Genomic DNA, 13593 nt, shown 5'->3' on the forward strand with positions numbered 1-13593 from the left:
TGAGCTCCATGATGGTCGGTCGAAGGCGTCGCACCCATCATCGCGGCAGCGTGTTCCGCCGAGACGGGCGCCCCGTCAGTGCGCGGTCGCGGAGGGCGACGGGGCGCCCGTCGGTGCGGTCGCGGCACTGTCGTCGGGGGCGAACCATGCCATGCCGATCAGGAGGGACGCGACGAACAGAGCGGCCGCGGCGACGGCCCCGATGATTCTCGGTCTGCGTCTCGCCGCCTCCAGGACGCCGCCGCGCCGTGCCGCCCCGCGGCGAGCCGCCCGGCCGGACGACGGCAGCTGGTAGGTCGTGGACGTGGTCCGGATCTCCGGGGAGGTCTGAAATTGGGGAGCGGGTGCCGGCGCAGGGGCCACCGGCACAGGCTCCGGGAGGGGTTCGGGGCGGCCCTGCCAGGAACCCGTACGGAACCAGTCCGTGACCTCCTGGGCCGTCGGCCGGTCCTCCGGCTGCTTGGCCAGCAGTCCGAGCAGATAGTTCTCGAACGACGGAGGCAGCTGGACGCCGAGCCGGCCCGGGGCCACGGGCGCGGCGTCCACGTGCTGGTAGAGCAGGCCGGTCGCGGTGTCGGCCCGGAACGGCGGATTTCCGGTGAGGAGTTGATACAGCACGCAGCCCAGCGAGTACACGTCGGACGCCGGGCCCGCGTTCTTGCCGAGAGCGCGCTCGGGCGCGAGGTACAGGCCGGTGCCCACGATCTGCCCCGTGGTGGTGAGCCCGGCGGCGGGATCGTCGAGGAAGCGGGCGATGCCGAAGTCGCCCAGCTTGACCGTGCCGTCGGGGGTGAGCAGCAGATTGCCCGGCTTGATGTCCCGGTGCACCACGCCCTGGCGGTGGGCGGCAGCGAGCCCGGCGGCCGCACCGGCCGCGATGTCCGCCACCCGCTCCGGCATCAGCCGCGCGCCGCCCGCGGTCTCGTGGGCCAGACTGCCGCCCTCGACGAGTTCCATGACGAGGTAGAAACGGTGCTCCCAGGAGCCGAAGTCGTAGACACCCACCACGTGCGGATGGCTGAGCGACGCCGAAGTCTGCGCCTCCATACGGAACCTGGCCGCCGCCGAAGGATCCGCGTCCTGGGCGATGAGCAGCTTCACGGCCACGGGCCGGCCGAGCATCTCGTCGGTCGCCTGCCACACCTCACCCATACCGCCGCGGCCTATGGCCTTGTGCAACCGGTACCGATCCGCCAGCAACAACCTGCGCACCACCCTTGAAAGACAGCCCCGTCAAATTGGTTGCCACGGAACGTAGTTCGCCCCGCGCGAGCGCGAGGACGAGCGGGAGGGGTGTGGCAGGGTCAAGGATAAGGCGCGCGGAGAGCCGATGATCACACTTGGCCGGGTGGCTCGTACGGAAGGCGAGACGCGGTGATCACACCGCTCACGGTGCCACCTGGGAGTCGCCGGCGCGGGTACGGGCCAGGGGGCCGTGCCGCAGGAGTTCCGCCAGGCCCTGGCGCGTGGCGGCCAGCACCACGCGGTCCTCCGGACGCAGCACGTACCCGGGGTGAAGGTCCCACACGAGACCGGTCGGGCGGTCGGGGTCGTCGTCGGCAGGGGACGCGGCCAGGTCGGGGCGGCGCTCGCTCGGCGCCGTGGCGTCGAGCGCGATCACCCGCCAGGAACCGGCCCGGAACGAGTCGGCGACGGTCCGGCCGTCGAGCAGCGGATGTCCCGCCACGTCGAGGGCGGCGAAGAGCAGGACGCTGCGCTCGACGGGGATGGCACCGAGGATCTGGCGGCCCATCATGGCGCCGGCGAACGCGGGCGCGGCGAGGGTGGAGACACTCCGGCTGCGGGTCAGGGCGCGGGGATGCGCGGAGCGGAGCGTGCGGTAGACGGCGGTCGCGAAACCGTCGTCGAACAGGCGCAGCGCCACCCGCAGGTCGGGCTTGACCGACCGCGCGTGCAGCGCCGCCTCGAGGTTGGTGATGTCGCTGCTGGTGAGGGCGAGCAGGGCGTGGGCACGGTGCACCTTGGCCGCTTCCAGGACGCCTTCCTGCGTGACATCACCGATGACGGTCGGTACGCGCAGACGGCGGGCGAGGGCGACGCCGCGCGCCTCGGGGTCCTCCTCCACGCACACGACGGGGATGCCGAGTTCACGCAGGCGGGCCAGGACGCGGGTACCGATCTTGCCGAGGCCGAGCAGCACGACGTGGCCGGACAGGCCGCGCGGCGGGCGGCGCAGGGCCGACGCCGTCCGGAAGGTGCCGAGGGCTTCGAGCACGGCCGCGAGAAGCACGGGCAGGAGGAGCAGTCCGGCGAGCCCCGTGAGGAGTTGGAGGAGCTGGCGGGCGAGCGGCTTCCCGATCGCCGGGTCGTCGATGGCGAACAGGTCGAGGAGCGTGAGGTATCCGGCGTGCAGCGGGTGGTCGCCGGTGGTGGCCCAGGACGCCACGGCCAGGCCGAGGACGCTCGTGACGAGTCCGGCGAGAGACCAGCGCAGCCGGCGCGAGAACAGCGAGCTGAGGGGCATACGGCGGCTGGTCGTGCGGCCGTTGGGTGCGGCGACCGTGGGGGAGACGGCTTCCAGGACCACCGTGCCGCGCCCGGTGGCCGCGGCGACCGTGCGTTCGTCGGGCAGCAGCAGTGGGCCCTCCGCGCCGCCGACGTCCGAACCCTCGGCGCCCGCCGGGTCGTTGGCGGTCGCGGACAGCAGGGCGAGGGTGCACAGGCCGGGGTCGGCGACCTCGCCCCGGCCCGGCGGGGTGCGCTCCACGGCGCGCAGCAGGAGCCCATCGGCCTGGACGACCTTGCTGGTACCGGCGACGGCGGTGGCCGCGAGCGCCGGTGCTGCGGTGTCGGCGTCGGACAGGACGGTCGTCGTGGTGTCCAGTGCCTCGGGGTCGACGCCGGGGGCGGAGAGCGCGGCTGCCTGATCGAGGAGGTGTTCCAGGTGCTGGCCGAGCTTGCGGTTGTAGAGCCGGATGACCAGGCGCAGCTGGGGGTTGAGGCGGCGGGCGGCCAGGGCGGCCCGGATGTTGGTCTCGTCGTCGCCGTGGACGAGGGCCAGCGCGGCGGCGTCGGCCACGCCCGCCTCGGCCAGCGCCTCCTCGTCGAGTTCCGGTGCCTCCATGACGCGTGGCGGCGGAACGCTGTCGTCGGCCGCGGCGGACACCGTACGGTTCACGACCGCCTGCATCCGCGAGAGCAGGGTGGCCGCCCGCGTCCTTCCGGCGGGACCGGCACCCTGTCTGGTGACGCGGACGGCGGGCACGACGACCGTGACCCGCTCGCCGTACACGGCGCGCAGTTCGGCGGCGAGCCGCTCGGCGAGCGCGTCACCACCGCACACGATCATGTGGCCGGTCGGCGGGGCCTGTTGAGGCTGGCGGGGCAGGGTGGTCATGGGAACAGTCAAGTGGACGGGAGCGCCGGAACGCACACCGGGCCCTGATTGTGTGCAGGTGGGCGTGTTGCGCGTGCGTCAGGTGGCCCCGGCGGCTCTCAGTCCGTGCGTCCCGCAGCCTTGGACCGGTCGCCCGGCAGGCGCCACCCGTGGTCGACCGGGCCGATGCCCGATCCCAGCGCGAACCCGGCGGCGATCGCCCCCGTGACGTACTCCTTCGCCAGACGGACGGACTCCGGCACGGGCAGGCCGTGGGCGAGACCCACGGCGATGGCCGACGCCAGGGTGCATCCGGTGCCGTGCGTATGCCGGTTGTCGTGGCGGGGAGCGCGCAGCCAGTGCTCCTCCGTGCCGTCGGTGAGCAGGTCCACGGCCGCCCCGGGCAGATGGCCGCCCTTGACGACCACCCAGCGCGGGCCGAACGACAGGAGCCGTGCCGCGGCCCGGCGCATGCCCGCGTCGTCCGTGACGGCGAGGCCGGTCAGTTGTGCCACCTCGTCCAGGTTCGGCGTGGCCACCGTCGCGACCGGCAGCAGCTTGGTGCGCACCGCGTCCAGCGCGTCCTCGGCGAGCAGCGGATCGCCGTGCTTGGAGACGCTCACCGGGTCCACGACCACGGGGGCGTCCGTACCGGCGAGCAGTTCGGCCACCGCCTCGACGAGCACCGGCGACGAGAGCATTCCGGTCTTGACCGCCTGGACGCCGATGTCGTCCACGACGCTGCGGTACTGCGTGCGCACCGCGTCGACGGGGAGTTCCCACGCTCCCTGGACACCCAGGGAGTTCTGCGCGGTGACGGCAGTCAGGACGCTCATGCCGTGGGCGCCGAGCGCCAGCATCGTCTTGAGGTCGGCCTGGATCCCGGCGCCACCGCCCGAGTCCGAACCGGCGACGGTCAGGACGCGGGGCGGCGCGACGCGTCCGGTGCTCGCGGGCACGGTCATGTGCGGGCCCCCTCGTGCGGTGCGGTCTGGGCGTCAGCGGTCGGGCGGCGCAGCCTGAGGGGCGCGTACACGACGAGTGCGGCGACGAAGGCCACGTAGTACGCGAGGTCGGCGCCGTGCAGGGCCTTTGCGACCGGGCCCACGTACAGGCCGCTGTCCATGAACGGGACCGCGGCGGCGAAGGCGGCGACGAAGGCGAGGAGCCCGGGCCACCAGGGCTGCGGCCGGGCGCTCTCGGCGGCCAGGTCGACCGGCGCGCCGCCCCGGGCCCTGGCGCGCGCGAACCAGTCGACGGCCACGACCGCGACGAAGCCGGGGATCCAGTAGCCGACGAACAGCAGCACGTTCTGGAAGCGGGCCGCGGTGTCGGCGGCGTGCATCCACAGCACCAGCGGGAAGCCGAGCACTGCGGCGAGCGCCGCCGCGAGCGGCCGCGGGACCCGGACGCCGATCGTCTGCAGGGCCAGCGAGCCGCTGTAGTCGTTCATGGCGTTGCTGCACAGGGCCGCGAGCGCCACGGCGAGCAGCCCGAAGGAGCCGAGAACGCCGCCGCCGAGCAGCTCGTCGACCCCGCGCGCGGTCTGGTCGGTGAACACGGAGGCGCCCCACAGGCCGAGCGCCTGGACGACGACGAAGGAGACGGTGACGCCGAGGAGCGTGAACCAGAACATGCGCTTACGGGATGTGGCGGCCGGAAGGTAGCGGCTGAAGTCGCTGGCGTAGGGGGCCCAGGACAGGGACAGACTGAGCGCGATCGTGCTGGTGAGGATGAACGCGCCGGCCCGGTCGGCACCGTGCGCGGCCCCGGTGGTGACCGGATGGACACCGTCGAGGAGCTTGACGGCCAGGACCACGAACGCGGCGGCCAGTACGAAGGTCATCAGCTTCTGGAGGCGGTGGACGGCCTCGTAGCCGAGCACGCCGAGGGCGCCCTGCGCCAGCATCATCACGAGCACGCCGACCCAGAACGGCCAGCCGCACAGCCGGGCGAGCGCGTCACCGCCGAACAGGCCGATCAGGGCGTCCCAGGCGACCGACGACAGCCACTGCAGGGCGCCGGGCACCGCGACGGCCCGGCCGAACGCGAGCCGCGCCAGCGGAAGCTGGCCGGCGCCGGTCGCGCTGCCCCACGTACCGAGGTACGCGGTGGGCACGGCGCCGACGAGGGTGCCGATGACGACGGCGGCCAGCGCGGTGGCGAAGTCCAGGCCGAGTGCGATGCCGACGGTGCCGGTGAAGACGCCGGTCATGGTCAGGTTCGGGGCGAACCACACAGTGAACAGGCGCCCGGCGCCGCCGTAGCGGTGGCTCTCGGGGACCGGCGCGATACCGCGCGCCTCGACCCGCAGGTCACCGGGCGCGGCGGGCATCCGCCCGTCGAAGACTGAGCGCGGTCCGGTGGTCCCGGTGCTGCTCGGGGCATGGGGCAACGACATTGGCTGACATCCCTCCGCCAGTGCTAACTGGTTCAGGTTCGACGGGTGTGATCTCAGCCCTCGTGCGGGGCACCCCGTGTCCGGTACGTCGGCAAGGGTAGCTTCCCTGTCCGAGGAGGCAACCCCGGGGGAGGGGCGGCGTCCGCTGCGTGGACGGCGCACACCCCGCCGCGCGTAATTCGTTCGAGGTGTGCGGCGCACCCCCGTACCGTGATCGATTCGAAGATCGCGGACGGTACGGGCACATGTAACCGGCGGCTCCGCGACCCCAGGGACACGCGGAGGACGGACACGATGGAGCAGTGCCACGGTGGGGCCGACGAACGGTTCGGGGTCGTAGCCGACGTGTTCGCGCGGAACTTCACGGAGTTCCCCGAACTCGGCGCCGCCGTCACGGTGTTCGCCGAGGGACGCAAGGTCGTCGACCTGTGGGGCGGCGTCGCGGACGAGCGGACCGGGCGTGCCTGGGAACAGGACACCGCCGTCCCCGTCTTCTCCGTGGCCAAGGGCCTGGTGAGCGTCAGCGCGCATCTCCTCGCTCAGGAGGGGCGGCTCGACCTCGACGCCCCGGTCGGCCGGTACTGGCCCGAGTTCGCACAGCACGGCAAGGAGACCGTCACTACGCGCATGGTGCTCGGGCACCGGGCGGGGGTTCCCGCCCTCGACGCGGTGCTGTCCTTCGAGGAGATCGCCGGGTGGACGCCGGTGATCCGCGCGATCGAGGAGCAAAAGCCGCTGTGGGAGCCCGGCACAGCGTACGAGTACCACGGCCATGTCCTCGGCTTCCTCGTCGGCGAGGTGATCCGGCGCATCACCGGCCTCACCCCGGGCGCGTACTTCCGCCGTGCGGTCGGTGACCCGCTCGGGCTGCGGGCCTGGATCGGCCTGCCCGCCGACGAGTCGGAACGCGTGGCCCGGCTCGCCGAGGCCGAGGGGCGCCCCGGTATGCCCGGGCCCGAGCATCTGCTCACGCGCATCGTGACGATGAACGGCGCGCTGGCCTTCCCGGGCCTCGACGAGTCACACGGCTGGAACGACCCCGAGCTGCACGCCATGGAACTCCCCGGGGCCGGCGCCGTCGCCTCCGCGAGCGGCCTCGCCGGGCTCTACGCGGCGGCCGTCACCGGGATCGGGGGCCGCGAACGGCTGCTGACGGCGGACACCGTGACCGACGCCCTGCGTGAGCTGTCCGCCGGCGAGGGGTGGCTCGGCTTCGACGCCGGTGCGCGCTGGGGGTCCGGCTTCCTGCTCGACTCACCGTCGTTCCGCCCGATGCTCGGCGCCCGCAGCTTCGGGAACGACGGCGCCGGAGGCCAATTCGCCTTCGGCGACGACGAGTTCGGGGTCGGCTTCGCCTACGTGGCCAACCGCATGATCGGCCACGGCGACGCCCGCGCCAACCGCCTGATCGCGGCTGTACGCGAGTGCCTCGGCGCGTGATGCCGTAGTGGTGGGGGCGTCCTGTCGTCCCCACCGCGTCCCGTCGCCCGCACCGCGTTCAGACCTTCGTACGCCCCTGGGGCGTGGCCGACGTGTCGGGCGCGTGGGCGACCACGGGCCCGCCCTCGACGAGCCGCCGGATCCCCGGCGTGGCGACGGCCGCGATGACCATGGCGGCGACCAGGAACCACAGGCCGCCCACGGCCGACCCCGTGCGGTCGACGACCACGCCGATCCCCATCGGCCCGAAGCCGCCGCCCAGATTGCCCACGGCGTTGATCACCGCGATGCCGGAGGCCGCCTGAATTCCCGTCAGGAACCGTGAGGGGAGCGACCACAGCACCGGCTGTCCCGCGAAGATGCACATCGCCGCCACGCTGATGAAGGCCATCTGCAGCACATGGTTGCCGGTCAGGGCGCTGGCCGCGAGGCCGAGGGCGCCGAGGGCGGCGGTGCCCGCGATCCACGGGTAGCGGGTGCCGCTGCGATCGGCGAGTTTCGGCACGACGTACAGGCCGATGGCGACGAAGACGTACGGGACGGCGGTGATGAAGCCGGTTGCCGTCGTGGAGAGGCCGCCGAAACCGTCGACGATCGTCGGCAGCCAGAAGCTCAGCCCATAGGCGCCCAGTGGGAAGCACAGGTAGAAGAGCGACAGCAGGACCACGCGCTTGTCGCGCAGGGCGCGCAGCGGACTGCCGTGTCCGCGCTCGCCCAACGCATCGGCCTCGGCCGCGAGTTCACCGGCGATCCAGGCCCGCTCCTCGGCCGCGAGCCAGCGCACACCTTCGGGACCGTCGGGCAGGAGCCGCAGGGTGACGAAGCCGAGCACGATCGCCGGCACGCCCGTCGCGATGAAGATCCACTGCCAGCCTTCGAGCCCGAACGTGCCGTCGAGGTCGTCGAGCGCGCCCATCACGGGGTTGCCGATGATGAAGGCGAGCGGCGCGGACATCATGAACCAGCCGGTCATGCGCGCCCGGTAGCGGTACGGGTACCACTTGGTGAGGTAGTAGAGGACTCCCGGGTAGAAGCCGGCCTCGGCGACGCCGAGCAGGAAGCGCGCGGTGTAGAACTGCCAGTCGTTGCCGACCAGCGCCGTCAGTACGGTCACCACGCCCCAGCTGAGCATGATGCGGGTGAACCAGCGGCGCGCGCCGAAGCGGTCGAGGAAGACGTTGCTGGGCACCTCGAAGATCGCGTACGCGATGAAGAACGCGACCTGGCCGAAGGTGAACGCGGCGTTCGACAGGCTGAGTTGGTCCTGGAGCGTCAGCTTGGCGAAGCCGACGTTCGACCGGTCTATGTACGCCACCAGATACAGCAGGACCAGGAACGGCATCAGCCGCCAGGTCACCGCTTTCATGACTGTCGATTCCACGGCTCTCCCACGTCGTTCGTGCCGGATCCGCGTCGATCCTCTGGACACGCCGGGACCGTATCGTGATTTGATAGCACCATTGAAGGGGTGCGTCGGACACGGCTTGATCACGGCCGCGGTCACGGCCCCGGCATCGCACCGGAAGGACCACACATGGCCGCGCTCGAACCCACGCCCGCCGACAGCGAGGCGCCGCTGCGCTCCCGCGCCTGGTTCGGCGACGGCGGCAAGAACGGCTTCATCTCCCGCCACCATCTGCGCGCGATGGGCCGCGGCGGTCACAACTTCGACGGCCGCCCGGTCATCGGCATCTGCAACACCTTCTCCGAACTGACGCCCTGCAACGGCCACCTCCAGCTCATCGCGGACGCCGTCAAGCGAGGCGTCCTCCAGGCCGGCGGCTTCCCCCTCGAATTCCCCGCCATGTCCCTCGGCGAGCCGTTCCTGCGCCCCACCTCGATGCTCTACCGCAACCTCGCCGCGATGGAGATCGAGGAACAGATACGGGCCAACCCCCTGGACGCCGTCGTCCTGCTCACCGGCTGCGACAAGACCACCCCCGCCGCCCTCATGGGTGCCGCGAGCGCGGGCGTCCCCGCGATCGTCTTCACCGGCGGCCCGATGCTCAACGGGCGCTTCCAGGGCCGCAACGTCGGCTCCGGCACGGACATCTGGCGCATGACCGAGGAACTGCGGGCCGGGACCATCACCCAGGAGGAGTTCACCGAGTTCGAGAGCTCCCTCAACCGCAGCGCCGGTCACTGCATGACGATGGGCACCGCCTCCACCATGGCGTGTCTGACCGAGGCCCTCGGCATGATGCTCCCCGGCGGCTCGGGCCTGCCCGCGGTCGACGCACGCCGCGGCACCCTCGCCGAGGAGACCGGCGCCCGCGCCGTCGCACTCGCCGGCAGCGACCTCACCCCGGGGCGCATCATGACGCGCGCCGCCTTCGAGAACGCCATCCGGATCAACGCGGCCATCGGCGGCTCCACCAACGCCGTCGTCCACCTCCTCGCCATCGCGGGCCGCCTCGGTGTGCCGCTCGCCCTCGACGACTTCGACCGTCTCGGCGCCGAACTCCCGCTGCTCATCGACCTGATGCCGTCGGGGCGCTTCCTCATGGAGGAGTTCGCGTACGCCGGCGGACTGCCCGCGCTCGTCAACGACCTGCGCGACCAGCTCCACCGCGACACGGTCACCGTCACGGGACGCGGCCTCGTCGACAACTGCGAGGGCGCACAGGTCCACGACCGCGAGGTGATCCGCCCCATGGACCGCCCGGTGCAGCCCGCCGGCACCGGGACCGCCGTCCTGCGCGGCAACCTCGCCCCGAACGGAGCCGTCATCAAGCAGTCGGCCGCCGACGCGAAGCTGCTCAGCCACACCGGCCCCGCGCTCGTCTTCGACTCGCTGGAGGACTACCTCGCCGTCGCCGAGGACCCCGACCTGGACGTCACGGCCGACACCGTCCTCATCGTCCGCAACACCGGCCCCAAGGGCTACCCCGGTATGCCCGAGGTCGGCAACCTCCAGCTCCCGAAGAAGCTCCTGGACGCCGGGGTGCGCGACATGGTTCGCATCTCCGACGCCCGCATGTCCGGCACCGCCTTCGGCACCTGCGTCCTGCACGTCGCGCCCGAGGCCGCGGTCGGCGGCCCGCTCGCCCTCGTACGCACGGGGGACGACGTATGCCTCGACGTGCCCGCGCGACGCCTCGACGTACTGGTCGAGGACGCCGAACTGGAGCGGCGCCGCAGCGAGTGGCAGCCGCCGGCGCCGCCCGCCGACCGCGGCTGGACCTACCTCTACACCCAGCACGTCACCCAGGCCGACACCGGCGTCGACCTCGACTTCCTGGTCGGCGCGAGCGACTCCGCCCCGCCCCGTCAAGCGTTCTGAGGATCCGTCATGAATGGCGGAGAATCAGAGAAGTTGACGAAAGACTCGAAGAAGTTGACGAAGGACGTCGACTCCCTCGTTCGCGGTGTCTCACCCGTACTCGAAGTCCCCTTCCGCGACGACGGCGCCCTCGACCCCGACGGCTTCGCCACGGTCGTCGACCGCGTCCTAGCCACCGGCGTCGGCTCCGTGATGTTCCCGGGCTTCGCGAGCGAGTTCCACAAGCTCGACGCGGGCGAGCGGGACCTGCTCACCGGTCTCCTCCTGGAGCGCACGCGCGGCCGGTCGGACGCCGCCGCGATCGTGTCCGTCCCCGACCACGCCACCCGGCACGCCGTCGCCCAGGCCGTCAGCGCCGCCGAGCGCGGGGCCGACGCGGTCAACGTCCTGCCGCCGCACTTCCTCGGCCCCTCACGGGACGCCGTGCTCACCCACGTACGGGCGGTGCTCGCCGCCGTGGACCCGCTGCCCGTCGTCGTCCAGTACGCCCCCGCCCAGACAGGCACCGCACTGGACGCACCCACCCTGCACACCCTCGCCGCGGAACACCCCAACCTCCGCTGGGTGAAGGTCGAGTCGGCCCCGCCCGGACGCCTCATCGCGGCACTGGCCCAGGGAGAGCGCCCGCTGCCCGCCCTGGTCGGATACGCCGGTCTCCAGCTCCCCGACGCCCTGCGCCGCGGCGCGGTCGGCGTCCAACCGGGCTGCTCCTTCACGGAGTTGTACGTGGAGCTGTGGCGCCGCTGGGAGCGCGGCGACGAGACCGGCGCCGTCGCCCTGCACACCCGTATGACGCCGTACCTCTCCTACTGGATGCAGGGCGTCGAGCTGATCGTCGCGGCGGAGAAGGAGACCTCCGTGCGCCGCGGCTGGTTCGGCTCCGCGCACTGCCGGGCACCCGGGCACACCCTGGACAGCGAGGAGGTCGCCACGATCGACCGGTTCTGTGCCGAGTTCGCCGAAATGGTGCCTGAGCTGCTGCGATGATGCCGCGGGCACGTCACACCTGGTGCTCCGATTCCCGCCGGAGGTGTGACAATCGACAACGCACCGGGCGGGATCACCGGCACACGATGCACACGACGACACAGGGAGTGGCGTGGAACTTCAGGGCCTGCACGGGCAGGTGGTCGACCGGATCGGCCTGTCCCTCGCGGCGGACGAGATCCGCGCCGGAGAGGTCCTGCGCCTGGAGGACGTCCAGGAGCGGTACGGCGTCTCGCGCACGGTCGCGCGCGAGGCCGTCCGAGTGCTCGAGTCCAAGCGGGCGGTGACCAGCCGGCCGCGCATCGGCATCACGGTCCGGCCGATGCCCGAGTGGAACCTCTACGACCCCCAGGTCATCCGCTGGCGCCTCGCCTCGCCCCGGCGCGAGGTCCAGCTGCGCGAACTGGCCGAGCTGCGCGCCGCGGTGGAGCCCTCCGCGGCGGCCCTCGCCGCGGCGAGCGGTGACGCCAAGGCCCGGCAGGCGCTGTCGGAGCACGCCCGCGCCATGGCGAGCGCGGCCCGGGCCGGCGACAGCGCCGGCTTCGTCGAGGCGGACGCGGCCTTCCACCGAGCGCTGCTCGGCGCATCGGGCAACGGCATGTTCGCCCAGCTCGCGGAGGTGACGGAGGAACTCCTGGTGGCCCGCCGCGAGCTGTCCCTGATGCCGCACGACATCGACATGGCGGCAGTGCGCCGCCACCAGGAGGTGGCCGAAGCGGTGGCCGCGGGCCGCTCGGCGCAAGCGGCGCAAGCGGTGACGGTCATCGTCAACGCCGCCCACAGCGAGGTCGAAGACCTACTGGCGGGCGGATCCTGCGGGTACGGGGTCTGAGGGGGACGCGCCACCAGTCCCCTTGATCGCTTGATCGCTTACTGGGCGGCGCCTAGGCTCTCATGCTCATGAGGACGGGGGAACAGGGCAACGGGCGCCAGGCGTGGCTCGACCGGTTGATCAGACGTCGTGGAGCCGCAGCGCTACTGGCCGGGGCAGCGGGGCTGGCCGTTCTCGGCGCGGTGTTCGTCGTGCTGCCGGGGGCGGTGGTCGACCACGATCTCGCCGGGGCGAGCGTCGCCGCGCAAGACCGCCTGAAGGCGGTGAACGATGTCCGTACGGCGCTTCTGCAGGCGGTCGGCGGTCTCGTCGTACTCTTCGGCGCCTACGCGACGTGGCGGCAACTGCGGGTGAGCCAGGACGGTTTGCGCGCCACCCAGGAGGGCTACGTGACCGACCGGTTCAGCCGGGCGGTCGACCAGCTCGGCAGCGACAAGCTGGACGTGCGTATCGGCGGGTTGCACGCGCTGTGGCGGATCGCGGAGCAGTCGGCTCGCGATCGGGAGGCCATCATCTCCATCCAGGCCGCATATCTGCGTACGCACCTGCCCTGGCCGCTCACCGGGCCGGAATCGCCGGCGGCGGACGTACCCATCAACGACATCGCACCCCTGGAGACCCGCGCAGCCGACGCCCAGGTGGCGCTGACCGCGCTGGGCGTCCTGTGCCAGCACCGGGAGCAGTCCTGGGTCAATGTCAGCAGCACCGACTTGCGACGGGCCGACTGCGACGGCCTGTGGTTCCCCGAGGTCAACCTCGACCGCGCCTGCCTGGAGGCGGCGGGCCTGTACCGTGCCAATCTGACCCAGGCGTCCCTGATCTCGGTCAACCTGCGGCACGCCGACCTCACGACTGCGATTCTCCGCCGGGCTCGCTGCACTCTGGCCGACCTGCGGGGCGCGAAGCTGGTCGAGACCGACTTGCGTGACGCCGACTTCACCGAGACCGACCTGCGTGAGGCGAATCTGCGCAAGGCCGACGCCCACGGTGCGGTGTTCCGCCACGCCGACCTGCGCATGACCGACCTGCGCGGCACCGACCTGACAACCGCCGACCTTGTCGAAGCACGCCTGACCGGCGCCGTGGCCAGCGAGCAGACGCGCTGGCCCGCCGGCTTCGACCCCTCGGCCGCCGGCGTCGTCGACACCGATGACCCCGGCCCCGAGCCCTCGCCCTTGCTCCAGCCACCGACGATGACGTGGCCGGCACCGCCGCTGCGGTCCACTCGGTGACTCCACGGGGCTGCGTCGGGGATCGCACCCCACAACGTGATGCTCACCGATGGCCGGTGAGCATCACGGGAACCCACGGTG

General features: G+C 72.3%; 10 protein-coding genes and 1 riboswitch. Of the genes, 5 read left to right on the forward strand and 5 right to left on the reverse strand.

Going from position 1 to position 13593, the window contains the following annotated elements:
* Positions 1-75: 75 nt before the first annotated feature.
* The 4 genes from ACWFR4_RS21540 to ACWFR4_RS21555 form a co-directional block, all read right to left on the reverse strand.
* Positions 76-1152, reverse strand: a complete 1077-nt coding sequence (locus tag ACWFR4_RS21540) for a serine/threonine-protein kinase (RefSeq protein ID WP_453654000.1) — start codon at positions 1150-1152, stop codon at positions 76-78.
* 235 nt (positions 1153-1387) lie between these two features.
* Complete coding sequence (locus ACWFR4_RS21545; RefSeq protein WP_453654002.1) at positions 1388-3358, reverse strand: potassium channel family protein; 1971 nt, start codon at positions 3356-3358, stop codon at positions 1388-1390.
* A 98-nt stretch (positions 3359-3456) separates the two neighbouring features.
* The gene (thiD, locus tag ACWFR4_RS21550) at positions 3457-4302 is read right to left on the reverse strand and encodes a bifunctional hydroxymethylpyrimidine kinase/phosphomethylpyrimidine kinase (protein ID WP_453469579.1); all 846 of its coding nucleotides are present in this window, start codon (positions 4300-4302) and stop codon (positions 3457-3459) included.
* Positions 4299-5738, reverse strand: coding sequence for a purine-cytosine permease family protein (locus ACWFR4_RS21555; protein WP_453654004.1), 1440 nt, complete (start codon positions 5736-5738; stop codon positions 4299-4301). Before ACWFR4_RS21555 ends, thiD begins: the two co-directional genes overlap by 4 nt.
* A riboswitch (TPP riboswitch) is annotated at positions 5731-5825 on the reverse strand. (Overlaps the previous gene by 8 nt.)
* A 207-nt stretch (positions 5826-6032) precedes the next feature.
* Here ACWFR4_RS21555 and ACWFR4_RS21560 point away from each other — a divergent pair.
* The gene (locus tag ACWFR4_RS21560; RefSeq protein ID WP_453468935.1) at positions 6033-7178 is read left to right on the forward strand and encodes a serine hydrolase domain-containing protein; all 1146 of its coding nucleotides are present in this window, start codon (positions 6033-6035) and stop codon (positions 7176-7178) included.
* A 58-nt stretch (positions 7179-7236) separates the two neighbouring features.
* On the opposite strand, the gene ACWFR4_RS21565 is transcribed toward ACWFR4_RS21560, so the two are convergent.
* Positions 7237-8544, reverse strand: coding sequence for an MFS transporter (locus ACWFR4_RS21565; RefSeq protein WP_453654006.1), 1308 nt, complete (start codon positions 8542-8544; stop codon positions 7237-7239).
* 168 nt (positions 8545-8712) lie between these two features.
* Here ACWFR4_RS21565 and ACWFR4_RS21570 point away from each other — a divergent pair, with 168 nt between their 5' ends.
* From ACWFR4_RS21570 to ACWFR4_RS21585, 4 genes are all read left to right on the forward strand, one after another.
* Entirely contained in the window at positions 8713-10461 is a 1749-nt protein-coding gene (locus ACWFR4_RS21570) for an IlvD/Edd family dehydratase (RefSeq protein WP_453654008.1), read from the forward strand.
* A 33-nt stretch (positions 10462-10494) separates the two neighbouring features.
* Positions 10495-11448, forward strand: coding sequence for a dihydrodipicolinate synthase family protein (locus ACWFR4_RS21575; protein WP_453654010.1), 954 nt, complete (start codon positions 10495-10497; stop codon positions 11446-11448).
* A 112-nt stretch (positions 11449-11560) separates the two neighbouring features.
* Positions 11561-12280, forward strand: coding sequence for a FadR/GntR family transcriptional regulator (locus ACWFR4_RS21580; RefSeq protein WP_453654012.1), 720 nt, complete (start codon positions 11561-11563; stop codon positions 12278-12280).
* A gap of 68 nt (positions 12281-12348) precedes the next feature.
* On the forward strand, positions 12349-13512 hold the full coding sequence (locus ACWFR4_RS21585) for a pentapeptide repeat-containing protein (protein ID WP_453469908.1): 1164 nt from the start codon (positions 12349-12351) through the stop codon (positions 13510-13512).
* Positions 13513-13593 lie beyond the last annotated feature (81 nt).

The sequence above is a fragment of the Streptomyces sp. NPDC055140 genome (genome assembly GCF_053607285.1).